At 65.1% G+C, this 25,296-nt stretch carries 22 protein-coding genes; 12 read left to right on the forward strand and 10 right to left on the reverse strand.

All coding sequences use genetic code 11. The features are described 5' to 3' along the window. Nucleotides 1-44: 44 nt before the first annotated feature. Entirely contained in the window at nucleotides 45-1,196 is a 1,152-nt protein-coding gene (locus BI49514_RS13365) for an HRDC domain-containing protein (protein WP_244195120.1), read from the reverse strand. A 17-nt stretch (nucleotides 1,197-1,213) separates the two neighbouring features. Then, the gene (locus tag BI49514_RS13370; RefSeq protein WP_101546985.1) at nucleotides 1,214-1,828 is read right to left on the reverse strand and encodes a DUF3000 domain-containing protein; all 615 of its coding nucleotides are present in this window, start codon (nucleotides 1,826-1,828) and stop codon (nucleotides 1,214-1,216) included. Nucleotides 1,829-1,996: 168 nt separating this feature from the next. Here BI49514_RS13370 and hemE point away from each other — a divergent pair, with 168 nt between their 5' ends. From hemE to hemQ, 3 genes are read left to right on the forward strand one after another with little or no spacing between them, the layout of a single operon-like run. Next, on the forward strand, nucleotides 1,997-3,043 hold the full coding sequence (gene hemE, locus BI49514_RS13375) for a uroporphyrinogen decarboxylase (protein ID WP_101546986.1): 1,047 nt from the start codon (nucleotides 1,997-1,999) through the stop codon (nucleotides 3,041-3,043). Between the two features lie 4 nt (nucleotides 3,044-3,047). Continuing rightward, the gene (hemG, locus tag BI49514_RS13380) at nucleotides 3,048-4,463 is read left to right on the forward strand and encodes a protoporphyrinogen oxidase (protein ID WP_101546987.1); all 1,416 of its coding nucleotides are present in this window, start codon (nucleotides 3,048-3,050) and stop codon (nucleotides 4,461-4,463) included. A 22-nt stretch (nucleotides 4,464-4,485) separates the two neighbouring features. After that, nucleotides 4,486-5,196, forward strand: a complete 711-nt coding sequence (gene hemQ / locus BI49514_RS13385; protein ID WP_101546988.1) for a hydrogen peroxide-dependent heme synthase — start codon at nucleotides 4,486-4,488, stop codon at nucleotides 5,194-5,196. Between the two features lie 129 nt (nucleotides 5,197-5,325). On the opposite strand, the gene BI49514_RS17095 is transcribed toward hemQ, so the two are convergent. Continuing rightward, a complete protein-coding gene (locus BI49514_RS17095; protein ID WP_257904132.1) occupies nucleotides 5,326-5,667 on the reverse strand; it encodes a hypothetical protein in 342 nt (113 codons plus the stop codon). Between the two features lie 89 nt (nucleotides 5,668-5,756). On the opposite strand from BI49514_RS17095, the gene BI49514_RS13395 reads away from it, so the two are divergent. After that, nucleotides 5,757-6,233 carry a MarR family winged helix-turn-helix transcriptional regulator gene (locus BI49514_RS13395; protein ID WP_101547005.1) on the forward strand — a complete coding sequence of 159 codons (477 nt, stop codon included), beginning with the start codon at nucleotides 5,757-5,759 and terminating at the stop codon, nucleotides 6,231-6,233. 4 nt (nucleotides 6,234-6,237) lie between these two features. On the opposite strand, the gene BI49514_RS13400 is transcribed toward BI49514_RS13395, so the two are convergent. Together BI49514_RS13400 and msrB are read right to left on the reverse strand one after the other, a co-directional pair. Further along, entirely contained in the window at nucleotides 6,238-6,771 is a 534-nt protein-coding gene (locus BI49514_RS13400; RefSeq protein WP_101546989.1) for a GNAT family N-acetyltransferase, read from the reverse strand. A gap of 1 nt (nucleotide 6,772) precedes the next feature. Further along, on the reverse strand, nucleotides 6,773-7,222 hold the full coding sequence (gene msrB, locus BI49514_RS13405) for a peptide-methionine (R)-S-oxide reductase MsrB (protein ID WP_101546990.1): 450 nt from the start codon (nucleotides 7,220-7,222) through the stop codon (nucleotides 6,773-6,775). A 156-nt stretch (nucleotides 7,223-7,378) separates the two neighbouring features. On the opposite strand from msrB, the gene BI49514_RS13410 reads away from it, so the two are divergent. Then, nucleotides 7,379-8,578, forward strand: a complete 1,200-nt coding sequence (locus BI49514_RS13410) for an alpha/beta hydrolase family protein (RefSeq protein ID WP_101546991.1) — start codon at nucleotides 7,379-7,381, stop codon at nucleotides 8,576-8,578. Nucleotides 8,579-8,635: 57 nt separating this feature from the next. Here the strand turns inward: BI49514_RS13410 and BI49514_RS13415 are convergent, their stop codons facing one another. Continuing rightward, complete coding sequence (locus BI49514_RS13415; RefSeq protein ID WP_101546992.1) at nucleotides 8,636-11,341, reverse strand: penicillin acylase family protein; 2,706 nt, start codon at nucleotides 11,339-11,341, stop codon at nucleotides 8,636-8,638. Between the two features lie 34 nt (nucleotides 11,342-11,375). Continuing rightward, nucleotides 11,376-12,254 (reverse strand): DUF817 domain-containing protein, encoded by an 879-nt coding sequence (locus BI49514_RS13420; RefSeq protein ID WP_101546993.1) that lies wholly within the window; start codon nucleotides 12,252-12,254, stop codon nucleotides 11,376-11,378. 138 nt (nucleotides 12,255-12,392) lie between these two features. Between BI49514_RS13420 and BI49514_RS13425 the strand changes: the two genes are divergently transcribed. Beyond that, entirely contained in the window at nucleotides 12,393-14,144 is a 1,752-nt protein-coding gene (locus BI49514_RS13425; protein ID WP_101546994.1) for an N-acetylmuramoyl-L-alanine amidase, read from the forward strand. 73 nt (nucleotides 14,145-14,217) lie between these two features. Next, complete coding sequence (locus tag BI49514_RS13430; RefSeq protein WP_101546995.1) at nucleotides 14,218-14,892, forward strand: NAD(P)-dependent oxidoreductase; 675 nt, start codon at nucleotides 14,218-14,220, stop codon at nucleotides 14,890-14,892. 9 nt (nucleotides 14,893-14,901) lie between these two features. Here BI49514_RS13430 and BI49514_RS13435 read toward each other — a convergent pair whose 3' ends face one another. Together BI49514_RS13435 and BI49514_RS13440 are read right to left on the reverse strand one after the other, a co-directional pair. Further along, a complete protein-coding gene (locus BI49514_RS13435; RefSeq protein ID WP_101546996.1) occupies nucleotides 14,902-15,549 on the reverse strand; it encodes a hypothetical protein in 648 nt (215 codons plus the stop codon). Nucleotides 15,550-15,580: 31 nt separating this feature from the next. After that, nucleotides 15,581-16,423 (reverse strand): L,D-transpeptidase family protein, encoded by an 843-nt coding sequence (locus BI49514_RS13440; protein WP_101546997.1) that lies wholly within the window; start codon nucleotides 16,421-16,423, stop codon nucleotides 15,581-15,583. A gap of 60 nt (nucleotides 16,424-16,483) precedes the next feature. On the opposite strand from BI49514_RS13440, the gene BI49514_RS16715 reads away from it, so the two are divergent. From BI49514_RS16715 to BI49514_RS13460, 4 genes are all read left to right on the forward strand, one after another. Next, nucleotides 16,484-17,806, forward strand: coding sequence for a DUF6636 domain-containing protein (locus BI49514_RS16715; protein WP_219618457.1), 1,323 nt, complete (start codon nucleotides 16,484-16,486; stop codon nucleotides 17,804-17,806). 193 nt (nucleotides 17,807-17,999) lie between these two features. After that, nucleotides 18,000-19,763: a 2-isopropylmalate synthase gene (gene leuA, locus BI49514_RS13450; RefSeq protein ID WP_101546998.1), complete on the forward strand. Its 1,764-nt coding sequence runs from the start codon at nucleotides 18,000-18,002 to the stop codon at nucleotides 19,761-19,763. Nucleotides 19,764-19,841: 78 nt separating this feature from the next. After that, nucleotides 19,842-20,570, forward strand: a complete 729-nt coding sequence (recO, locus tag BI49514_RS13455; protein ID WP_101546999.1) for a DNA repair protein RecO — start codon at nucleotides 19,842-19,844, stop codon at nucleotides 20,568-20,570. Then, nucleotides 20,567-21,343, forward strand: coding sequence for an isoprenyl transferase (locus BI49514_RS13460; protein WP_101547000.1), 777 nt, complete (start codon nucleotides 20,567-20,569; stop codon nucleotides 21,341-21,343). Before recO ends, BI49514_RS13460 begins: the two co-directional genes overlap by 4 nt. A gap of 227 nt (nucleotides 21,344-21,570) precedes the next feature. Here the strand turns inward: BI49514_RS13460 and BI49514_RS13465 are convergent, their stop codons facing one another. After that, complete coding sequence (locus BI49514_RS13465) at nucleotides 21,571-23,373, reverse strand: DEAD/DEAH box helicase (RefSeq protein ID WP_101547001.1); 1,803 nt, start codon at nucleotides 23,371-23,373, stop codon at nucleotides 21,571-21,573. A gap of 383 nt (nucleotides 23,374-23,756) precedes the next feature. On the opposite strand from BI49514_RS13465, the gene BI49514_RS13470 reads away from it, so the two are divergent. Continuing rightward, complete coding sequence (locus BI49514_RS13470; protein ID WP_101547002.1) at nucleotides 23,757-25,139, forward strand: glycine--tRNA ligase; 1,383 nt, start codon at nucleotides 23,757-23,759, stop codon at nucleotides 25,137-25,139. Nucleotides 25,140-25,296 lie beyond the last annotated feature (157 nt).

Below are 25,296 nucleotides of genomic sequence, written 5' to 3' on the forward strand. Positions count from 1 at the left end.
GCGATGGAGGCCCGAAGACCGACGCTCTGGCCTTGAGTGTGAGTTCAGGCCTGGGGGAGTCCGGCCAGGGTCTTCTTCAACACGGGAGCACTGAGCTCGATCTGCCACGGTCGGGCTCCCGCCTCGGCGAGGTAGCCGTCGACGTCGACGCTCGACTCCGCGGCCAGCGACTTCACGATAGCCGGCTGGAGGAGCACATCGTGGGGGATCGTCAGCTCTTCGGAGAGCTCCGACATCGCGGCTTTGAGCGCCGCCACCCGCTCTTTGAGCTCCGCCGGGTTGAATTCGCTGCGTTTCGACCGTCCGCGCTCGGACCGTCCCGGCAGCTCTTCGACCCCCAAACGGGAAGCCTTGCGGTAGGCACGGAAGAATCGGGCCGCCTCGGCGCGGGAGAGTCGGCGCCACTGAGCCAGGATGTCGTCGCTGGACTTCACACCGGACTGTGCGAGAGCGATGAGCTCACGATCGCGCAGGATCTTCGTAGGCGCCAGATCGGCCTCTCGGGCCATGGAGTCACGGGCTTGCCAGAGCTCGCGGACCCGGGCGATGTCGCGGCGGGACCTGATCTTCGACAGTCCATGCGTGCGTCGCCACGGCTCATCGAAGTGCTTCGGCGTGAAATCGAGCAGGTGCGCGAACTCCTGCTGCGCAAACTCCCATCGGTCCGAGTCGAGAAGCTGCTGGTGGAGGATATCGCGGATCGGCAGGAGCACTTCGACGTCGAGGGCGGCATAGTTCAGCCACTCCTTCGGCAGCGGACGCGTCGACCAATCGGCGGCCGAATGCTCCTTCGCCAGACGCACCCCGAGGGTGCGTTCGGCGACCGCGGCCAGGCCGAACTTCTCCCACCCGAGCAGCCTGGCGGCCAACTCGGTGTCAAACAGGGCCGCCGGGCGCATTCCGCGCTCCTGCAGGCACGGCAGGTCCTGCGTCACCGAATGGATGACCCACTCGTCGGAGCCGAGAGCCGGGTTGAGATCGCTGAGGTCACCGAGCGTCTCGGAATCGAGGAGGAAGGTGCCAGCCCCTTCACGTCGCAGCTGGACGAGGAAGGCACGCTGTCCGTATCTGATGCCGGAAGCACGTTCGGCGTCGACGGCGATCGGTCCCTCGGCTGCGGCAAGACTGGCGATCGAGGTGGAGAGGTCCTCTGGTGTGTCGACGACGTCGGGGATGCCGTTCGCGGGTGTTTCCAAAAGCGGTAGTTCAGATGTCATCGACGGCGCCCGGGCAGGGCTGTGACTCCTTCAGGAAGTGGTGGCAGTCCGGCGACTGTGCTGAGCAGATCGATCCAGGCCTCGAAGTGATTGCCGATCAGATCCGGCTCGTCAATCACGGGTGTCCACGAGGCGCGCAGCTCCAAGTCTATCGTGGCCGGGCGATCGGCCAAGGTGCCGAAGCTCTCGGACAGCACGCGTGTGGTCGTCCCACCGGCGGCGAGGACCTGGCAGTCGTTGGAATCGAGGGCATCTTCGAGCCAGCTCCATGCCACATGCCCGAGCATCGTCTCATTGCCGAGTTCGTGTTCGAGTTCAGCGCGGATATAGGAGACGACCCGGAACGAGCCTTCCCACTCCTCGGGCGCAGCGGGATCGAAGAGGACGACGATGCGGCCGGTGGCGAGTTCGTCGATGGCCTCGCCGCTGGCTCGCAGAAAGGTCTCATCGGCGCTGACTTCGGCCCCGAGCGCATAGGAGTAGGGGGCCAGACGGGCCGGGGCGGGAATCTCGGAAATCGACACGTTGTTCGTGCTGCGCGCCTGACGCAGCACCGACGTCACGGCGGAGAACTCCGCCGGAATGCGATTGAGAGGTGAGGTGTTGACCACAGTTGCCACGATAGAGCAGCCGTGCGGACAGAGGAATCATCCACGCCGAGACGGCCCCGGGCAATCCGTCGGACCGTGTCCTTGGCCGAATGCTGAGATGGCAAGACGGCCCGTCTTGAAACCGCCGTCGAGTGGGCATGAGCGATCGAAGAATGGGAAGATGTCCCCATGACATCACCCCTGTTGGCTGCCCTGCGTTCGGAGCCGGTTTCACACACTCCCGTCTGGTTCATGCGGCAGGCCGGCCGCTCCCTGCCTGAGTACCGCAAGCTGCGCGAAGGCACTCAGATGCTCGATGCCTGCCGCGACCCCGAGATGGTCTCCGAGATCACCCTCCAGCCGGTCCGCCGCCACGGCGTCGATGCGGCCATCTTCTTCTCCGATATCGTCGTCCCGCTCCAGGCCGCCGGAGTCGATGTGGAGATCGTTCCCGGCGTCGGCCCGGTCATCGCCTCCCCGGTGCGCTCCCGCGCCGATATCGACGCCCTGCCCGATCTCGACGCCGCCGATATCCCCGATATCGTCGAGTCGATCCAGCGGGTGACCGCCGAACTCGGCGAAGCCACCCCGCTCATCGCTTTCGCCGGTGCCCCGTTCACCCTGGCCAGCTACCTCATCGAAGGCGGTCCGAGCAAGAACCACGAGAAGACGAAGTCACTCATGGTCTCCGACCCCGAGGCGTTCTCGGCCCTGCTGGGCAAACTCGCGAAGATGTCGGCGACATTCATCGACGTGCAGCTGAACGCCGGCGCCAAGGCCTTCCAGCTCTTCGACTCCTGGGCCGGCTACCTCGCTCGGGAGGACTACGAGAACCACGTCCTCGAACACTCCACTGCGGTCTTCGACGCACTGTCCGGACACGATGTGCCCAGCATCCATTTCGGCGTGCAGACCGGTGAGCTGCTCGGCTCCATGGCACAGGCCGGATCGACGACTGTCGGCGTCGACTTCCGCGTCGACTTGGCCGATGCCGCCACTCGCGTCAACCCCGGTCAGGCACTTCAGGGCAACTTGGACCCGGCTCTGCTCTTCGCCCCGTGGGAGGCGCTGTCCGCCCGCGTCGAGGCGATCGTGCGCAAGGGGCTCGAACTCGACCGCGGCTTCGTCTTCAATCTCGGCCACGGCGTCCTGCCCGACACCGACCCCGAGGTGCCCGGCCGTGTCGTCGACCTCGTCCACCGCGTCTCGGCCGAGATCCTCGGCAGCCGCGGCTGATCGAATGACTCGGATCACCGTCGTCGGAGGAGGGATCTCCGGACTCGCCGCCGCCTACCGGCTCTCCGCAGACCACCGAGTGACCGTGCTCGAAGCCGGCGACCGCCTCGGCGGTTGCCTGAAAGCGACCACGCTCGATGGTGCCGTGCCGGTGGGCATCGACGCGGGAGCCGAAGCGAGCCTCAACCGGCGTCCGGAGACCAGGAGCCTGGCCGCCGAACTCGGCCTCGATCCGGTGTTCCCCTCGACTCAGCACAGTTCGCAGGTGCTCAATCGGGGGAGCCTGCACGCGATTCCCAAACGGACGATCATGGGCGTGCCGGCCGAAGCCGCCGAGGCAGAATCCCTCATCGGCAGCGAGGCCGCCGCTCGCCTGGCGGCCGAACGGATCACCCCGCCGATCGAGGATGATGACGTCTCGATCGGGGACTTCCTGTCCGCGCGTCTCGGCGGCGCCATCGTCGACGAACTCGTCGATCCGCTGCTCGGCGGGGTGTACGCCGGCCGCTGCCGGGATCTGTCCCTGGCCGAAACGGTGCCAGCGCTGCTGCCCGCCGCCGTCGAAGGCACCTCGGTGCTCGACCTCGTCGCACAGCTCCTCGCCGCCCGCGACGCCCAGACCGCGTCGGCAGGGAACCCGGAACCGGTGTTCATGAGCTTCGAAGGCGGAATCAACCGCCTCATCCCGGCCCTGCACGAGGCGATCGTACTGGGCGGCGGGACGGTCCGCCTCGGTGCCGGTGTCACCGGGATCGACCGCGACGGTGAGAGATGGATCGTCCGCGGCGAGGGGGACGACATCGAATCCGATGGACTCGTCCTCGCCACGCCCGCGCATGTGACCGCCGGGCTCCTGAGGTCGGTGGCCCCGGAGTCGGCGAGCCGCCTCGGCGAGATTCCCTATGCCTCCACCGCCTTGGTCGCCGCCCTCGTCGACCTCGGGGGAGTCGAGCTGAAGGGTTCGGGGTTCCTCGTGCCTGCGACCGAGGGCACGTTCATCAAGGCCTCGACTTTCGTGTCGAACAAATGGCCGTGGACGGCCGACCATATCCCCGCGGGGTCGGCCCTGGTGCGAATGAGCATCGGACGCTTCGGCGACGGACCCGAGGTGTGGAGCAGGTTCTCCGATGAGGAGATCGTCGAACGTGCCTTCGCCGATTGGCAGACGATCACCTCCCGTCCGGAATCGCAGCTGCTGGGCTCGGTAGTGCAGCGCTGGAATTCCGCACTGCCGCAGTACCTGCCCGGCCACGCCGGCCGCATCGCTGCCATCGACGCCGAGATCGCCTCGCTGCCCGGCCTCGAACTCGCCGGATCCGCCTATGGGGGAGTCGGCATTCCCGCCTGCATCGCCCGCGCGGACGCCGCGGTCCAGAGACTGAACCTACCCGCCGACGACCATCGTGACACTTCAGAATGAAGAGAAGACAGAAGGAGCAGATATGAGCGAATACACTCAGCCCACCGACGCCCAGATCGAAGAAGCGAACGAGCAGACGCGGTATATCGCCTACTCCGTCTTCGCCTCCGCCGGAGAACTCGGCGATGCCGACCGCAGGGAACTCGCCGATGAGCTGCATGCGGCTCTCGAGCCCCTGAAGGAACGCGGTCTGGTCGTGCGCGGAATCTACGACGTCTCCGCTCTGCGCGCCGATGCCGACGTCATGTTCTGGTACCACGCCCCCGAGATCGAGGTCGTCCAGGCCGCGTACGCGGCGATCCGCCGCAGCCTGATCGGCGGAGTGCTCGAACCCGTCTGGTCCGTCGTCGGAATCCACCGCCCGGCGGAGTTCAACAAGGCGCACCTGCCCGCTCTGCTGACTGATCCCGAGCCCGGCGATTACATCTGCGTGTACCCGTTCGTGCGGTCCTACGACTGGTACCTCCTCGACCCCGCCGAACGGGCGAAGATGCTGCGCGACCACGGTATGGCCGCCGCCCCGTACAAGGACATCAAGGCGAACACGATCGCCTCCTTCGCCCTCGGCGACTACGAATGGCTGCTGGCCTTCGAGGCCGCCGAGCTCCACCGCATCGTCGACCTGATGCGCGATCTGCGCAACACCGAGGCTCGCCTGCATGTGCGCGAAGAGGTTCCGTTCTACACCGGACCGCGTCGTGAACTCGTCGACATCATCTCCGACTGGCGCTGACCGAACGTCATGACCCGGCCGGGGCTGAGGCAGAGAGCAGGTCGCCCGGCCGGGCCCGAGACAGCGAGAAAGGGCCGCCGCACCGAATCGGTGCGGCGGCCCTGCTCATGGTCGGGGAGTGACCGGCGGCTACCTGCTGCCCTTCTTCACCACATAGGAATGGCCGTTGGCGTCGGTGCGCATCTCCAGCCCCATCGCATCGAGCTGCTGGTGCCGCAGCGTCTCGTCCTCGAAGTATCCGCCCGGGCGCGTGTTGTCGACCTGCGCCGGCCCGACGATCTTGCGGAAGAAGTTGTTGAGCCAGCCCACTCCGCGCTGAGACTCCGGATGCTGGTTCTTCTTCCGTGCCGAACTCTTCTGCTTCTTGTCGAGCTTCCGGTGCGAACCATCGGGGGAAGGCTGCGAGGCGGACGACATAGCGAGGATCCTATCGACGAGGTGCCGCTTGGGCGGGGACTGGGCAGGTTTCACCTTTAGTGTACACTAACCATTAGTGCACTAAGTAATCTTCGAAGAGGATGCACGCCCTGATTGCCGACACGGAGGATCGACGACACGCGATGCTGGAATCCGAAGCTTCGACGGAGCCGCTGGGCAACCCGCTGGCGCTGGAAAGCCAGATCTGCTTCGCTTTGGCCGTGGCGTCCCGCGGGGTGAACGGCGCGTATCGCTCTGTGCTCGAACCCATCAGTCTGACGCATCCGCAGTATCTGGTCATGCTTGCGCTGTGGCAGCACGAGAAGCTGCCGATGCGCGAGATCGCTCGACTGCTGCGACTCGAACCCGCGACTGTGTCCCCGTTGGTCAAACGCCTCGAAGCGCTGGACTATGTGACGAAGACGCGCAGCGACAGCGACGAGCGGATCGTCGAGGTCACCCTCACCGACACCGGCCGTGAACTGCGCAAGACCGCCGAGGCGATTCCCGGAACGATGATGGCCAAGCTCGGCATGGACGTCGACGGAGTGCGTGAACTGCACGCTGTGATGCAGAAGATCATCGCCTCCGTCGACGCCGCCGCCGAGGCCGAGAGCTGACCGGTCAGCCGGCCGGGCGCTCCATCGGGGTGTGCTCGATCCCGTCCTCGTCGAAGCGCGGACCGTTCGGAGCGAAGCCGAGCGACGAGTACAGACCCTCGAGGTGTGACTGCGCATTGAGCGTCAGCGGGGCAGTCGACCAGGCGTGGACGATGTCGCTGAGCAGTCGGCGGCCCCACCCCTGCCCGCGGGCGTCAGGGTGGGTCGCGACGCGACTGATGCTGCGTGCTCCCGGCCTGGCTGCCGGACCGTCGGGCACCTCCGCCGGCAGCAGACGGGCATAGGCCCATGGCGAGAGATCACGCCCATGCTCGGCGCCGTGAGTGTCCGACATCGCCGTGGCCGGTCGCGAGTAGAAGAAGTGCAGAGTCTCCGGCAGTGAGTCCACCCCATCGGGGTCGAGGAACACGCACTCCTGTTCGACGACGAAGACCCGGGAGCGCAGCTGCAGAATTCCGTAGAGCTCCGTGGGCAGGAGCTCGTCGAAGGTCTTCACGACGAGCTCGGTCGCCTCGGTGCTCTGAGTGTCCGTCGCCACCTCAGCTGTCCGCAGCGTCGGTGTTGAGCTTCAACGAGACCGAGTTGATGCAGTAGCGCTGGTCGGTGGGAGTGCCGTAGCCCTCGCCCGAGAAGACATGACCCATATGCGAGTCGCAGTTCGCGCAGCGGACCTCGACGCGTTCCATGCCCATCGAGGTGTCGCGGATGTAGCGGACCCGGTCCTCGGCCAGAGGCGCATAGAACGACGGCCATCCGCAGTGCGAGGCGAACTTCGTATCGGAGGGGAACAGGTCGGCTCCGCAGGCCCGACACTGGTACATCCCGGCTGCCGTCTCATCGTTGTACTCGCCGGTGAAGGGACGTTCGGTCGCGCCCTGGCGCAGCACCGCGAACTCCTCGGGAGTGAGCACGTCCTGCCAACGGATCTCCTCAGCCGCGGCCTCCTCGTTCGTCGAAGTTCCAGCGTTGATATCTGATGACTGAGTCATCGTGACCTCCGGTCTCTGTCAGTGACGGTGATTGCGGCGAGGAGGAGAAGATCTCCGCCCCTGGTGAGCGCAACAGCGAGTGACACTCGCTCATTCCGCACAACAGCGTTTGGTGCCTGATCATTCCGTAGGCAACAATGAACACAGGAGGTTTTCATGGTCCGCGACACGAAGTTCCCCGCCCGTCTGCTCGCCGCCGGTATCGGCGTCGGCGCCGGACTCGGTGCCCTGATCTCTGTGGCGTCGTCGGGTCTGGCCGCCTACTTCGCCCGCAAGATCATCGTTCCGGAGAACGCCCCGGAAGAACTCGATATCCTGCACATCGACGGCTTTCCGCCGAATATGCGCATTCAGCTGCCCGCCGATGAGGAGACCACGGTGCCCGGCACCTATGGTCTCTACTTCAACCAGGGTTCGGGACACGCCGTCGTCGGCGATATCGTCGAGTACGATCCGCGCTCGCGCACCGTCTCCCGAGAGATCCTGTCCGTCACCCGCGGCGATATCCGACGGGCCTGGCGGGGACGGTGGACCGGGGTCGTCTATCCTGATCCGATCGCTGCCGGAGTGAATTTCGACGACATCGAGATCCGCTCCGACGCCGGGGACCTGCCCGCGTGGCTGCTGCCGACCGACCATCCGGAACCCCACGACACCTGGGCGATCCTCATCCACGGCCGAGCCAGCACCCGCGCCGAGGGACTGCGTGCCGCTCCCGTGCTCAACACCCTCGGGGTGCCCTCGATCGCGATGTCCTACCGCAACGACGCCGAGGTGCGGGTGGAGACCACATCGCGCTACGGACTCGGCGACACCGAATGGATCGACGTCGACGCCGCCATCGACTTCGCGGTCGAACACGGAGCGAAGAACGTCGTGCTCTTCGGCTGGTCGATGGGCGGAGCCATCGCCCTGCAGGCGGCCTCCCGCGGACGCAACCGCAGATTCGTCACCGCGCTGGTCCTCGACGGACCCGTCGTCGACTGGGTGAACGTGCTCGACGGTCAGGCGAAGAAGAACCTGCTGCCGACACCGATCGCCAAACTCACGCTCGAGATGATCACCCAGCCATGGGCACGGCCGATCACCGGACTCGAGACCCCGCTCGATCTCGATCGCATGGATTGGGTGACCCGTGCCGCCGAACTCGATGTGCCGGTTCTGCTCATCCACTCCGATGACGACGAATTCGTTCCCTCCGGCCCCTCCCATGCGCTGGCAGGTGTCAGACGGGATCTGGTCACGATGCCCCCATACGGCAAGGCCCATCACACGAAGGAATGGAACATCGACCCGATGCGCTGGGAAGACGATGTCGCGAACTTCCTCGAAGCGAAGATCCTGCCCAAAGACTGATCACGGGGCGCGGTGAGGACCCCGCGCCTCTGCCGTATCCTCACGTCTGGCCCGACCTCATGGCTCGAGAGTGAGTGTGTCCTCTGCCGCCGCGGCCACGGCCTCCTTCGAGTACGGCCACGGTCGATTGACATTGGCGGCCCAATCGTTCGTCTGATCGTCGTAATGCGGGTGGAAGGCATGCCCCGACGCGCCCGTGAGGTTGATCCAGTTCGAGGCGTCGAAGTTCGACAGATCGACCGTCTGGCGCATCGACGGCACCCAGTTCGTCTCATAGCCGACCGAGGCATCCCACCCGGTGGCATGGACGACGCCCGAACCGCCGGAGACTTCATAGGGGCCGCGGTTGAACAGCTTCTCCACCGGTGTGATCCCGGATTCGCCGAGGCTGGCGTTGCGGATCGTCAGGCGGTGCAGGATTCCCCACCGCCACGTCACGGGCTCCGGTCCCAGCAGGTCCTCCGTCTCCGCCCATGCCGTCTTCATGGCCTTGCGCAGAGCCTCGTCCCGACCTTCGACGCCCTTGCCCGACCACCACTGGGAATCCGGGTCTTCGAGCAGTTCCGAGAGCACGAGGTACCACCGTGAACCGCCGGCGGGGGACACCCCGTCGGGAAGCTTGGAGCTGATGGTCTGTTCGAGCAGCGTCTTCGTGAGCACATTGAAGTAGGCGGCGCCCGCGCTGTTCGCGGAATCGAAGCCGTTCCAGCTCTTCAGCAGCTTCTTCGCCTCGAGGATGTCCTCGTCACCATGGGAGTGGATCTTCACCGCGTCGGGTACGAGCTTCGCGGCGAACGGATTCTGGTCGTCGTTCTGGATCTCCGCCATGTCCATCGGCCGCAGCTTCCGGCCCTCGTCGACCGCGTCCTTGATGCGTTTCGTGATGCGGCGGGCACGATCTCCGTAGTCGAAGTCCTCACCCAGCTGCACTGTCTCACCGGGGGCGGCGACCGGGTTGTTCGCGGTGACGATCCATCCGCGCTCGGGGTTGTACAGGTGTGGGAGATCCACGAAGTCGACCCAGCCCTGCCAATCCTCGTCAGATTTCCACCCGCGGCGGGGTACAGTGCCGTCGGCCTTGCCTCGGCGCGGGATCATCCCGGGTGCCTGATATCCGATGTTCCCGGCGACATCGGCGTAGACGAGGTTCTGAGAGGGCACGTCGAACAGGGACGCCGCGTGCCGGAACTCCTGCCAATTCGTGGCCTTGTTGATGGCGAACACCGCCGAGGCGGTCGTACCCGGACGCAGAGCCGTCCAATCGAGGGCGAGACCGTAGTGCTCCTCGGCCGGTCCCGACTTCGGGTCCTGCGAATCCGCCCCGGTCGTCGCATCGAGTACTTTGCGATACGTGCCGTCGAGATTCGACACGAGTGGGCCGTTGCGGGTGGAGCGGATGGTGATCTCGCGCGGGTCCTCGCCCGCGACCTCGATCGTCTCCTTGCGCACCTGCAGCGGTTCGTCTCCGTCGTCGTGGATGACCTTCCCGTCGCGGAGCTTCTCCACGACGAGGTCGGTGACATCGGCGCCGAGGTTCGTCAGTCCCCAGGCGATCGACTGGTTGTGGCCGATGACGACTCCCGGCAGTCCGGAGAAGGAGAAACCGGTGACGTCGAAGGGGCAGGCATCGGTGACCTTCTTGCATTGCAGTCCCACCTGGTACCAGACCGAGGGCATCGCCGGGGCGAGGTGCGGGTCATTGGACAGCAGCGGTCGACCGGTGTTCGTGTGGTCCCCGGAGATCACCCACGAGTTCGACCCGATATCGTCGCTGTTCTGTCCCAGCATCGGCGGCAGCGATGTGAGCGTATTCCGCAGTTCGAGGAGCTCATCGGTGGGGACGGCCGCCTCGGTGTCGGTGTTCCCTGTTCGGGGTGCCTCGGTGACGGTGCCTCCGGCCTGTGCCTCATCGTCCTCCCGTGCACGGTCGTCGACTCGCGGCTTCTGCTCGACGTCGTCGCCGCTGCGGTCCTTCGGTGCCTTGTCGCCGGCTCTGCCGCCGAGGATCGTCGGACGCGTGGCATATGGGTAATCCGGATAGAGGTCGCTCATCTGCTCGTCGGTGAGCTCCGAGCTGAGGATTGACCGGTCGATCTCGTCTTCGAGGTTCGATCGCAGATCCCATGCCATGGCCTTGAGCCAGGCGACGCTGTCGACCGGGGTCCATTTCTCGACCTCGGTGCTGCCGGTCTCGAGGCCGAGGACGGCGTATTCGAGGGACAGCTCGGTGGGGGATTTGTCCTTGAGGTAGGCGTTGACGCCGTCCGCGTAGGCCTCGTAGTAGCCCAGACTCGTTTTGTCGAGCTTCTTCACCTCCTGCTCGGCGACCTTCCGCCAGCCGAGCGTGCGAATGAAGGTGTCGGTGCCCAGCTGGGATTTGCCGAAGAGTTCGGAGAGTCGTCCCGAGGTGACGTGTCGGCGGAAGTCCATCTCCCAGAACCGGTCCTGAGCGTGGACGAACCCCTGAGCCAGAAACAGGTCGTGGGCGGTTTCGGCCTCGATGGTGGGAACACCCGATTCGTCACGGTGGACGGTGACCGGCGCGTCGAGCCCCGGCAGCGAGATCTCGCCGTCGGTGGTCGGGAAGGAGCGGCGGACGAGGAACAGTCCGACGAGGGCGAGGATGAGAGCGAGGACGAGGACTCCGGCGATGACGCGCAGCAGCACACGAGCACTGACCGACAGGTTGGAACCGCTGGTTGGGCGGAGCACCTTGAGCAATGCGCTCGATTCCTTCTCATTCTGCGCATCGGGTGCCGCCATGAGTCTCCTTCGGCCGTCCTGGAAGTTTCGGTTCTCAGCAAGTATAGGTGTCAGGAGGCTCGGGTCTGTGGACCTCAGGCGGCCTGGGTCTGTGGACGAAGGTCACGAGGACGACGGAGATCATCATGAGCAGGAACCAGGCCACCAGCTTCGTCAGCGGCACCAGGTGCCAGCCGTCGTCCTGACTCGGATACAGCCAGGCACCGGCCGCGGTCCCGATGTTCTCGGCCACCCAGATGAAGAAGGCGACGAGGAGGAAGGCCAGCAGCACGGGCATCGTCAGTGTCCTGCGATGGATATGGAAGTACATGCGGCAGCGGAAGAAGACGATGACGGTGGCCAGGACGAGGAGCAGTCGGAGGTCGACGACGAAGTGGTGGGTGAAGAAGTTGAGGTAGATGGCGGCGGCGATGATCGCGGTCAGCCACCTCGGCGGGTAATGGCTGAACCGCAAGTCGAAGAGACGGTACACTCGGACGATATAGGAGCCGACGGCGGCGTACATGAACCCGGTGAACAGCGGCACGGCGCCGATGTGGAGGACCCCGCCGGGGGCGTAGTTCCATGAGCCCACGGCGGTCTTGAAGATCTCCATTCCGGTGCCGACGATGTGGAAGACGATGATGACGATGAGCTCGCGGCCGGTCTCGAGTCGAGCGACGAGCATGCCGATCTGGATGAGCACGGCGAGGATGACGAGGAAGTCGTTGCGGGAGATGGCCGCGTCATCGGGGCAGAGCCAAGCGGTGAGGATGATCGCTAAGAGCATGAGAGCGCCGAAGAGACACGCCCACGCCTGCTTGATTCCGAAGGCGAGGAACTCCCGTATTCCGGCGGGGACGCGGGGGAGAACGCGGTCGGCGAAGGCGTCGAGGACTGCCTCGAGTCGAGTGAGTTCGCGGCGATCAGCCATCTGCTGAAGTACCCACTTCCGAAAATCTGAGAATAACCTTACGATAATCCTGCGGTCACACTGGGTGTCCGTAATTCGGCCCCCATCCAGTGAGAAGAACGCTCACTTGGTCATGGACGACCTCAAGGACCATAACTGATGAAACCGTTGCCATTCCTCGCCTCGGCACTCACCGGAATTCTCCTCACTGCGACCCTATCGGGACCGGCGCTCGCCGCCACACCGGGAACTCCCACGAACACGCCCGGCGCTTCTGCCGCCGACGGCACTCCCTCCGACGGCACTCCCTCCGAGAGGACCGTCGATGCCCAGACTGATGAGGTCACGACTCTGCCAGTCGATTCCTCCGACGTCACGATCATCGGTGCCACGTGGGAAGGAGAAGATCCCGAACTCGAAATCCGCACTCGCGACGGCAACGGCTGGTCGGCGTGGGAGAGCCTGCCGACCGATGACGAGGGAGGCCCCGACGCCGTTTCCGCAGAGGCCGCTCAGATTCCCGCTGCCTCACACCAGTCGCAGTCCGTTGCCCTTCCGGTGCTCGATTCGGACGCTGTCGAGGTGCGCGCCGCAGACAAGCAGGCTGATACCGATGATCTGCAGATCACCCAGGTTTCCACTGCAGTCACGAAGGCTGACGCACAGGTCGCGAAGCCCCCTGGGGGAGTGAGCACGCATTCGGCCACGGGACCGGCAGTCGACGCGCAGATCTCGGCCAAGGATCTGCGGGCTAAGATCGTCACCCGCAAACAGTGGGGTGCCGATGAGAAGCTCGTCCGCTGCGCCACGGACAAGACGTCGTCGGCCAAGGGCGTGTTCATCCACCACACAGCGGGTTCGAACTCGTACTCGAAAGCACAGGCACCGGCGATCATCCGCGGCTACCTCGCCTTCCACACGCAGAACCGCGGGTGGTGCGACCTCGGGTACAACTTCCTCGTCGACAAATACGGCACCATGTACGAGGGCCGTGCCGGCAGCCTGGACAAGGCAGTGACCGGAGCTCACGCCTCCGGGTTCAATTCATGGACCATCGGCATCAGCGTGCTCGGCACCTATTCGTCGGCGGCTCCGAGTTCGGCAGCACAGACCTCGGTCAAGCGCCTCGTCGCGTGGAAAGCAGGGCAGTACGGCTTCAACCCCACCGGGAAGATGACCTTGACCTCCGGTGGGGGCGGCACGAGCAAGTACGCCCTCGGCAAGAAGGTCAGCCTCAACGTCGTCGCCGGACACCGGGACACGAGCTACACCGAATGCCCGGGACTCGCGTTCTACAACAAGCTCGGCAGCATCCGCACGGGAGCCAAAGCCCTGGTGGCTGAGCTGACCCCACCACCGACGAAGGCGCCCACCAAGAGTCCGGCACCGAAACCGGCACCGAAGCCGAAGACGTACCCGACGAAGGGCGCAATCGGTTCGTACTATCAGAAGAACGCGGGAAAGACCGGCAAACCGGTCGGCTCGGAGAAGAAGCTGAAGAACCCGAACGGTGCCTACCAGTCGTTCGCCAAGGGCACCGTGTATTGGTCGAAATCGACCGGTGCGCACTTCCTCACCAAGGGCCAGATCCGTGTCGCCTACAAGCGAGTGAAGTATGAGAAAGGCGTCCTCGGGTTCCCCAGCAGCGATAAGCAGACCTTCAAATACCGGAAGAGCGCTCGATACCAGAGATTCCACTCCGGAATGATCACCTGGTCACCGCAGACAGGCAGCGATGTCATCTACGGAGGCTTCCTCACGAAGTGGAAGAAGCTGGGCTATGAACGCAGCAAGCTCGGTCTGCCCACCGCTGACCGGACCGTGAAGAACGGTGTCAAACGCCAGAACTTCGAACGCGGATATATGACCTATACGAAGAAGACCGGCATCAAGGTCCATACCCGCAAATAGCGCTGTCCTCCGTGGAGGCGGCCGGGGACCGAAGAGGGAGGAACCTGAAGAGCAAGGGACATAGACTCGCCTCATGCACATCCTCCTCTTCGGCGCCTCCGGCCACGTCGGCACCGGGCTCGCCCAGCAGCTCAGTCCGCAGCACACAGTCACCGGCATCGTCCGCCGCACTCCGGACACGGAGACGGCATACGAACCGGTGACCGTGCCGAACTGGGTGGACGAGCCGGAGGCGGTCACCTCGGCGCTCGCCTTCAGTGGGATGCCGCCGGTCGATGCCGTCATCGCCGCCCTCGGCGGGTGGTACATCGACGAACCGGTGCTCGACCGAGGTCTGGAGAAGTTCGATGCGGACTATGACTCCTACCTGCGCGGGCACTTCACGGCCTGTGCGATCTCGCAGTCCCTGGCCACCGACCGGACGAGCGGGGTCCGGGGATTCGTCCACCTGGCACTCAACGGCGTCGCCAGCGTCGAAGCGCTGGCCGGGTCCGGGGCGATCAGCGTCTTCGGCGCCGCACAGAAGATGCTCATCGAGGTCGCCGCAGCGGAATCGGCGAGCGTGGCCTTCCGCGAGCTGCGGATCATGGCTCCCATTGGTGGCGATGATCGCAATGATCTGTCCGGGGGAGTCGAAACCGTCCATCTCACCGAGGTGGCCGACGGGATCACCGCGATCCTTGACTCACCCGATCGCTTCGAGGTGAGCACCGAGATCCACGCGAACGCTGGGACCTCTGCCGGCTGACTGCTTGACTCAGGCGCGGGTGTAGCGGAGGAAGACCTGGTCGTGCTCGGTGCGCACATCGATGAGGCGCAGATCGATCTCGGCCTCGAGCCCGGAGAAGTGGCTGCCGGGAGTGCGGATATAGCAAGGACTCACGCTCAGATGCAGTTCCGCGCCCGGATAATGCTCGAGCAGGCGGAACGCGAGATTCGGACCCGACTCGCACAGCAGCACCGCCTCATCGGAGGTCTGCGATCCTGTACCCGCGGACGAAGCGTGGTCCGTCCGGGTGGACGACCGATCCGCGGCGGACTGGGACGTCCGCGATTCGCGGGACGGCGCCGTCGGCAGTGAGGCAGCCACCTCGGTGATCGTGTCTGCTGTGAAGTGCTGGGCACGATAGTCGAGGCCGCGGGCGTCGAGCTCGCTCTGCAGGGCCGTCGGATCGGACTCGGTGAGCACATGCACGGGGGTGTGCTCCAGCGTTTTGCCTGCGGCGTTGATGACGGGCAGCTGCGGATTCAGCGCGGTGCGGCGGTCGACGATGATCGCATTCGCGCTGCGTCGCAGGGCGAGGAAGCGCCGGAAGTCGGCGTCCGTGGACACCCCGGTCGACCAGCCGTTCTCGGCGAAGGATCCGTTGATCGACTGGACGAGGGAGATGATGAGACGGCGCACGGGTTCCTGCTCTTCTGCTTCTTCGGCTCTGCTATTTCTTGACTTCGGGTGCCGGGCCCATGGCGATGCGCGGGTGAGCGTCGGGATCGATCGTGCGCATGATCCACTTGAGGTCCGCCTCGTCGAGGGTGACGCAGCCGTTCGTGCCGGAATCGTGGTCGAGGTGCAGCCAGATTCCGCCGCCCTTGTCCCAGCCCATCGGTCGGGTCTTGTCCGTCGGGGGAGTGCCGGGTCTGCGGTTGTAGTCGATGGCGATGATGTAGTCGAAGACCGATTCGTAGTCCGCCCCATAGGCCACCGTCGCCGAGGAGGGCAGACGATTGTCCTGGGTGTACGGCAGGTCGGTGCCCGGGTTCGCCTTGAAACCGCCTGCGTCGCTGAGCGTGAACACTCCGATCGGGGTGGTCTTATCGCCCTCGCGGCGATCCTTCAGCCATCCTTTGGAGCCGTTGTGGGTGTCGAAGGTCTTGAGCTTCTTCCATTTCTTGTCCTTGAACTCATAGAAGCTTAAGGTCGACTTCTCCGAAGCGGCTGTCGGCGAGGTCGCGACGAGGACCTGCGAGGTCTCTGCCGGGATCTGGTCGGTGAACTCCTTCGTCAGGCCGGGGACAGGGACGGGGTGGACCGGTCCGGTCGCCTCGGCGCCGGACTGATCGGATGCCGTCGAAACGGCGTCGGCGCCCGTGGGGGAGTCCTGGGTCGGGGCTGCGAAATCACCGAAACTCGTCTGCTGTGCCGGAGCGGCGAAACCGGCGGACTCGGCCGCCGAGGGATCGTCCGTGATGTCGTCGGCATCGGCCCCACAGGCGGTCAGCAGCAGAGCGCAGGCGAGAAGCGCGGGCACTCCCGCGCGCCGGAGGACTCCATCGGACATGAGGCCATCATCTCACGGAGCATGAGAACTCGCCGGCAGCGACTATGCGAAAATGACACCATGAGCATTCCACCTGTGCCGAACCATCCTCCGCGCCCCGGGCGTCGGAAGCTGGCCGAGGAGTCTCCGGAGTCGATCACAACCCAGTTGTTCATCGGCGAGGATGAGTCCGCGGCCGCTGATGGCTCCACTCAAGCACTCACTCCCGCAGAACTGCAGAGGCTGCGGTCGATGGTCGAATCCGACGGCACCGATGCCACCGAGGTGCTCAGCCTCGAAGAGCTGCGCGGACTGGCCGCCGCCGATGGTTATCAGACGGGAGGGCTGCCGGCCGCGCCGCGCAAGGTGAACTCCGACGATATCGCCGCTGCCGAGGCTCCCTCGGCTCCGAAGCAGTGGAACCCGCTGCCCGGCTCGCAGCCGGCGCCAGCTGACGCACATCGAGCCGAGCCGCATTCGCAGCAGCCCGAATCCCACCCGCATCAGGGAGATCCTCATCCGCACCAGGGGCAGTGGGGCGGAGAATTCGGTGCCGCCGGTCAGGCCGCAGCATCTCAGCCGCAGGCCGCCGGGCCGGTGCAATCGCCGGCGGGACCCGATCACGCTCAGCCCGGCACCGGTCGCCCCGCGGGGCCCGGATACGGGCAGGCAGGCCCTGCTCCCGCCTACAGCGGTGCCTATGCCGCCGGATATGCGCCGGGCGGACCTGCCGGTCCCGGAGGAACAGGCGGACCAGGAGGACCCGGCGGACCGGGAGGGCCGGGAGGGCCGGGAGGGCCGGGAGGCCTCGGCGGACCGGGGAATCCCGGCGGCCCGCACGACCCCTATGGTCGGCGAAATGATACGAAGAAGGTCCCCGCGTGGCTGTGGGTGCTCGCTGCCATCGCGCTCATCCTTGCCCTCGGCATCGTCGGCTATATCGTCTGGGACTCCACCCAGGGTGATGACACCACCACCGTCGGGCCCACGAACGAACCGTCGATCGGTCAGACCGATGATCCCGAGCCGTCCGATTCGGGCAGCTCGAAGGCTCCCGTCGCCGAAGAGACCTTCACATCCCCGTCGGGGAATATCGCCTGCACCATCGACTCCGAACGAGCGCGCTGCGTGATCAAGGACTACGAGTACTCACCACCGGAGAAGCCCGACGACTGCAAGCTCGACGACTGGGGCTCCATCGTCGTGGCGAACAAGGAAGGCTCAGGCTTCTCCTGCGTCGAGGCCCCCGAGAGCAACGGCCCGGCACGCGTCCTCGGCTACGGGGATTCGATCTCCGCGGCGGGGATGACCTGCACCTCCAGCGAAGAGGGCATGACCTGCAAATCCGACGATACCGGAGTCGGATTCAACGTCCGCCGCGCCTCGGTCGACTTCCTCAAGTAGGAGCCCGGAGCCGCCTCGGCGATCTTAGGATGTGGACGGGATTCGGACGGAACGCGGAAGGGGGACTACGGTGATCGTGTGGCTCATAGGTTCCTCCTCCTTCCTTGCCGCGACGAGTCCTGAACGGACAGCACGCTCGTCGCGGAGTCCTCGTATGCTGGTCAAGCGCTGAGAAACTTAAGTTAGAGGAACAATGAAACTGCAGAAGCCTTCTCCCATGCCGTTCGGCAAGTACAAGTCGTTCCAGGACCGCATCGCGTTGGATATGCGCGACCGCACCTGGCCCGACCAGATCATCAGCAAGGCACCTCGCTGGCTGAGCACCGATCTGCGCGACGGCAACCAGGCGCTCATCGATCCGATGACCCCGGACCGCAAACGCAAGATGTTCGATCTGCTCGTCAAGCTCGGGTTCAAGGAGATCGAGGTCGGATTCCCGGCCGCCAGCCAGGTCGACTTCGACTTCGTCCGCGAGATCATCGAACAGGACGCGATTCCCGATGACGTCCGCATCTCCGTGCTCACGCAGGCTCGCGAGGACCTCATCGAACGCACCGTCGAGTCCCTCGTCGGCGCGAAGATGCCCACCGTGCACCTCTACAACGCAACCGCGCCGGTCTTCCGCAAGGTCGTCTTCGGCTTCGACGGAGACGGCTTCGACCAGACTCGCGATATCGCAATGCAGGGCACTCAGGCCGTGATGAAGCACGCTGAGACGCTGCTGTCCGACGCGGACTTCGGCTACCAGTACTCGCCGGAGATCTTCGTCGACACCGAACCCGAGTTCGCCCTCGACATCGTCGGCAGCGTCCTCGACATGTGGCAGCCGACCGCCGGCCGCGAGACGGTCGTCAACCTGCCTGCCACGGTCGAACGCGGCACCCCGAACACCTACGCGGACCAGATCGAATGGTTCTGCCGCAATATGCCCTACCGCGACGAAGTGGCCGTGTCCCTGCACCCGCACAACGACCGGGGCACCGGCGTGGCTGCTGCGGAGATGGGAATGATGGCCGGCGCCGACCGCATCGAAGGCTGCCTGTTCGGCAACGGTGAGCGCACCGGCAACCTCGATCTCGTCACCGTCGCCCTCAACCTGTACACGCAGGGCATCGACCCGGAGCTCGACTTCTCCGATATCGACGAGGTCATCCACACCGTCACCGAATGCAACCAGATCGGTGTCCACGAACGTCACCCCTACGGAGGCGACCTCGTCTTCACCTCGTTCTCGGGCTCGCACCAGGACGCGATCAACAAGGCCTTCGCCGACCGTGAGAAGAAGGCGAACGCCCAGGGCACCCCAGTCGACCTCATGGAATGGGACATGCCCTACCTGCCGGTCGACCCGAAGGACCTCGGCCGCAGCTACGAGGCGATCATCCGTGTGAACTCGCAGTCCGGCAAGGGCGGAGTGACCTACCTGCTCAAGAGCGAGTACGGACTCGACCTGCCGCGTCGGATGCAGGTCGAATTCTCCCGCGCTGTGCAGCAGCACACCGAAGCCGGCGGCGAGGTCTCCGCCGAGGAGATCCGCCGCATCTTCAACTACGAATACCTGCCCGCCGAAGATCCGGAGAAAGCATGGGGCCGCTTCCAGATCGTCGGCCTGCGCACGGAATCGGGCAATGTCGACGGTGGCGGCTCATCGGCAGAGCGCATCGAGGTCGACCTCATCGTCGACGGTCAGGAACGCACCTACGAAGGACGCGGCAACGGACCGATCGACGCGCTGGTGAAGATCCTCATCGATCAGTTCGACGTCGATGTGCGACTCCAGGACTACTCCGAGCACGCCATCGGCTCCGGTGCTGACACCAACGCCGCCGCCTATGTCGAACTCGCCGTCGAAGACCGCGTCGTCTGGGGCGCCGGTCTGCACCCGAACATCACGAAGGCCTCGCTCAAGGCCGTCGTCTCGGCCGTCAACCGAGCCGCCCGCGACCGCCAGAGCTGAGGCTGCGCGGTCGATCTCACAGCAGTCACTTAAGCGCGGCGGGGTGATTCTCCGCCGCGCTTAAGCGATAATGGGCGGGTGCACAACTATCGTGATGAAGGCATCGTGCTCCAGGGGCACAAGCTCGGCGAAGCCGACCGCATCGTCACCGTGCTCACTCGCAGCCACGGCCTCGTCCGCGCCGTCGCGAAGGGGGTGCGACGGACGAAATCGAGGTTCGGCTCCCGTCTCGAACCCTTTATGCTCGTCGACCTGCAATGCCATGTCGGGCGCAGCCTCGACATCGTCACCCAGGTCGAACTCGTCGAACCCTTCGCCCGCGGTATCGCCACGGACTTCGATGTCTACTCGGCCGCCTCGGTGATGGCCGAAACGGCACGCAGCATCACCGAAGTCGAACCCCAGTCGCGTACGCATTTCCTCCTCCTCGTCTCTGCCATCCGTTCGCTGTGCAACCGCGAACACCCGCCGAGGCTGTCCCTCGATGCGTACCTGCTGCGGGCGATGTCCGTGGCCGGGTGGGCACCGAGCCTGCTGGACTGCGCCCAGTGCGGGAATCCCGGACCCCACCGTGCGTTCTCCGCAGCCTTGGGCGGTGCCGTGTGCACGAACTGCCGCCCCTCCGGTGCGGCACTGCCCGACACCGATGCGCTCGAGCATATGGCCGCGCTCCTGTCCGGCGACTGGGAGCGTGCCGAGGCCTCTGACCTGCACGATCAGATCGACGGGTCGAAGCTGGTCTCGGACTGGGTGTCCTGGCACCTCGAGCGCAATATCCGATCACTGAGAGTTCTGGAGAGCACATGAGCTACCCCGCACCACCGGCCCATCCCAGCGGAGCGAGACCTCCGCGAATGGACGCGAAGTTCGTGCCTCGGCACGTCGCAATCGTCATGGACGGCAACGGTCGGTGGGCGAATCAGCGGGGGCTGCCGCGCACGGAAGGGCACACAGCCGGGGAAGCTTCGCTGCTCGATGTCATCCACGGCGCGATCGAGATCGGCGTGGACTATCTGTCGGCGTATGCGTTCTCGACGGAGAACTGGAAGCGCTCACCCGAAGAGGTGCGCTTCCTCATGGGGTTCAACCGTGACGTCATCCGCCGCCGCCGCGATGAGCTCAACGCCCTGGGCGTGCGGATCGTGTGGTCCGGCCGGCGCGGTCGGCTGTGGCGTTCGGTCATCGACGAACTCGAGACGGCCGCGGAGATGACGAAGAACAACACTGGTCTCGTGCTCCAGTTCTGCGTGAACTACGGTGGACGCTCCGAGATCGTCGACGCGATCAATGAGATCACCGCCGAGGTGGCCGCCGGGAAGCTCAAACCCGGCAAGGTCTCGGAGAAGACCGTCCGCTCCCGTCTCTACGCACCCATCGTGCCCGACGTCGACCTGTTCATGCGGTCCTCGGGGGAGCAGCGGACCTCGAACTTCCTGCTCTGGCAGTCAGCCTATGCCGAGATGGTCTTCCAGGATGTGCTGTGGCCCGACGTCGACAGGCGCACCCTGTGGGCGGCGATCGAAGAGTACGCCCGCCGCGACCGTCGCTTCGGCGGCGCCGTCGACACGCCGAGCGCTTGAGGGGCTTGCACACCTGAGCGGTACGCCGTGGCCATCTGAGGTGCCCCGCGCACTTTCCGTAGCAGCTTCACCAAGCTATGGAGCCGCGAAGGTAGTCAGGAACTGGTCTGGGTACGAAGATCGGCCCCGCAGCGCAATGCTGCGGGGCCGAACTCTCACTTCAGAGCGAACCCAGGTCAGGGACCATGTCCGTGGAGCTGGAGCCCCGGTCGTGTCCCGGAGGCGGATCAGTAGTGGTCGCGGGAGCGGTCGCCGCGTCCGCCGAACTTCTTGCCGCCGCGACGATCGTTCCGGAAGTTGCGGCCGTCACCGGGCTGCTTGTCGAAGTTGCGCTTCTTGAACGGGCGTCCCGGGCGACCGGAATCCGGACGGATGTCGATGGGACGGCCCTGGATCTCGGTGTGGGAGAGCTTGCGTAGCACCGACGGGTCGAGGTCCTTGGGCAGGTCGACGAGCGTGTGGTTCGAACGGATGTCGATATGGCCGATCTGCTTCGAGGTGATTCCACCTTCGTTCGCGATCGCACCGACCACGGCGCCCGGCTGCAGGCGCTCGTTGCGGCCGAGAGCCAGACGGTAGGTCGTCATGTTCTCGTCACGGGCACGACCGACACGGCTCGGACGGCCGCCGTCACGACCACCATCGCGGTCACGGTCACGGCCCTGGCGACGTGCCGGTTCGGGCATCGGCTCGGCCTTGAGCGTGTTCGACTCGAGGACGAGGGAGGCCAGAGCGGCGGCGATGTTCGACGCCGGCACATCACGGGAGAGCGAGTACGCCTCGATGACGTCGGTGAGTTCGGACAGCTCGGTCTGCGCGAGCACATCATCGATGCGCTTCGTGAACTTATCGACGCGAGTGTTCGTCAGCTCTTCGACACTGGGCAGGGTCAGCGGTTCGACCTTCTGCTTGGTGGCGCGCTCGATCGAGCCGAGCATGCGCTGCTCGCGCGGAGTGACGAAGAGGATCGCCTCACCGGAGCGTCCGGCACGACCGGTGCGGCCGATGCGGTGGACGTAGGACTCGGTGTCGTGCGGGATGTCGTAGTTGACGACGAGCGTGATGCGCTCGACGTCGAGACCGCGGGCGGCCACATCGGTGGCGACGAGGATGTCGATCTTCGCCTCACGCAGCTGATCGATCGTGCGCTCACGTGCCTGCTGCGGGATGTCGCCGTTGATCGCGGCGGTCTTGAACCCGCGGGCGCGCAGCTTCTCGGCCAGCTCCTCGGTGGCCTGCTTCGTGCGCACGAACATGATGATGCCCTCGTACTCCTCGACCTCGAGGATCCGGGTCAGCGCATCGAGCTTGTGCGAGTGCTGAACCATGAAGTAGCGCTGACGGATGTTCGCACCGGTCTGCGACTTCGCGGCGATCCGGACTTCCTTCGGGTCATCCAGGTACTTGCCGGTGATCCGGTGGATCGAGGACGGCATGGTCGCCGAGAACAGTGCTACCTGACGGTCCGGACCGACCTGGCTGAAGATCTCTTCGATGTCTTCGGCGAAGCCCATCTTGAGCATCTCGTCGGCCTCATCGAGGATGAGGTGCTTGAGGCTGCCGAGCTTGAGCGATCCCTTCTTGAGGTGATCGATGACACGACCGGGGGTGCCGACGACGACCTGCGCACCACGGCGCAGACCGGCCAGCTGCGGGCCGTAGGCCTGACCGCCGTAGATCGGGAGCACGGAGAAGTCGGACAGCTCCGTGGCGTAGGAGGTGAACGCCTCGGCGACCTGGATCGCAAGTTCGCGAGTAGGGGTGAGTACGAGAGCGAACGGGCCGTCGTCGGCGCGCCCCGCCTCGGCGAGGTCGGACAGGGCAGGCAGGGCGAAAGCCGCGGTCTTGCCGGTTCCGGTCTGGGCCAGGCCGATGACGTCACGGCCCGACAGGAGGGTCGGGATCGTCTCGGCCTGGATGGGGGTGGGGATCTCGTAGCCCTGCGTCTCTACGGCCTTGAGCACGAGCGGGTGGAGTCCCAGTTCGGAGAATTTCGGAGTGGTTTCGTCGTTTGCGGACACATCGGTCATGAGTGATCTCTCTCACGTCGGCACACACTTGATCGCAGATGACTGTAGTGGCGATCTACCCTGCGGCCGCTTGTGCAATCATCGTGAGCAATCCGGGCCGAAACCGTAGAGATCCAAGAACGCGCTTGGACAGACGTGAAGACGTCGGTACGGAGAAAGGTTTGGGTGTACCCCAAGTCTACATGCCGCACCCTCGCCGAGGCGGTCCCGTAATGGGAAACCGAGTGTGAGATCAGTCGCCTACCGTGGACTCCTTCCGTCGTCGAGGGTGGGCGTCAGGGTGGGCCCGGTCGGTGTTGAGGAAGCGACGGCGTGACCAGTTAGGCTGGTACCTGCGAGCCACGGCAGCCGGCCGTCGGCGAACTGAAACAAGGAGAGAACTAGTGGCACAGTCCAAGTTGGATGCCGTCATCGCCCTGGCCAAGCGCAGAGGATTCGTCTTCCAAGCAGGAGAGATCTATGGCGGTTCCCGCTCGGCATGGGACTACGGGCCGTTGGGCGTGGAGCTCAAGGACAACATCAAGGGCCAGTGGTGGCAGCAGTTCGTGCGCGGCCGCGAAGACGTCGTCGGCCTCGACTCCTCGATCATCCTGCCCAAACGCGTCTGGGAAGCCTCCGGCCACGTCGCCACCTTCGTCGACCCCCTCGTCGAGTGCCTCAACTGCCACAAGCGTCACCGCGAGGACCACCTCGTCGAGGCGTATGAGGCGAAGAACAAGAAGGCTCCGGAAAACGGAATGAGCGATATCGTCTGCCCCGACTGCGGCACCCGCGGTCAGTGGACCGAACCGCAGGAATTCTCCGGACTCGTCAAGACCTTCCTCGGTCCCGTCGATTCCGAATCCGGACTGCACTACCTGCGCCCGGAGACCGCACAGGGCATCTTCGTGAACTTCAACAATGTGCTCACTGCCGCCCGGAAGAAGCCGCCGTTCGGCATCGGCCAGATCGGCAAGGCCTTCCGCAACGAGATCACGCCGGGCAACTTCATCTTCCGCACCCGTGAGTTCGAGCAGATGGAGATCGAGTACTTTGTCCACCCGGACGAGGCCGATGACTACTACAAGCAGTGGGTCGAAGACTGCTGGGCCTGGTTCCTCGACCTCGGCATCTCCGAAGACAACGTCCGCCGCCTCGACGTGCCCGCCGAGGACCGTGCACACTATTCGGCCGGAACCATCGACATCGAATACCGCTTCGGCTTCCAGGGATCCGAATGGGGCGAGCTGATGGGTGTGGCCAACCGCACCGACTACGACCTCGGCACTCACACGGAGGTCTCGGGAGCGAAGCTCCAGTACTTCGACCAGGCCAGCGGAGACCGCTACACGCCATATGTCATCGAACCCTCCTTCGGCCTGACGCGGTCGATGATGGCCTTCCTCGTCGAGGCCTACTCCGAGGACGAGGCGCCGAACACGAAGGGCGGCGTCGACCAGCGCGTCGTCCTCAAACTCGATCCGCGCCTGGCTCCGGTCAAGGCTGCGGTGCTGCCGCTGAGCCGCAATGAGAAGCTCACCCCGGCTGCGAAGGATCTCGCTGCGACGCTGCGTCGGCGGTGGAACATCGACTTCGACGATGCCGGCGCCATCGGCCGTCGCTACCGCCGCCAGGACGAGATCGGAACGCCGCTGTGCATCACCGTCGACTTCGACACCCTCGATGATCAGGCAGTGACGATCCGCAAGCGTGATGACATGAGCCAGGAGCGCGTGAGCATCGATCAGGTGGAGAACTACCTGGCCGACCACCTCGCCGGAGCCTGACCCCAATTACTACCTGACGGCGGCCCAGCAACCTGGCGCCAGGTTGCTGGGCCGCCGTCGGGATCCTTCTATGTCTGTCAAGCGGCTTGGCCGATCGGTTTCGTGGCCTCGAGAATGCGATATACAGAACGAGCGACGTGACGCTTCATACACCGGA

Origin of the sequence: Brevibacterium iodinum ATCC 49514 (assembly GCF_900169265.1) — a bacterium.
Lineage (GTDB): Bacteria > Actinomycetota > Actinomycetes > Actinomycetales > Brevibacteriaceae > Brevibacterium > Brevibacterium iodinum.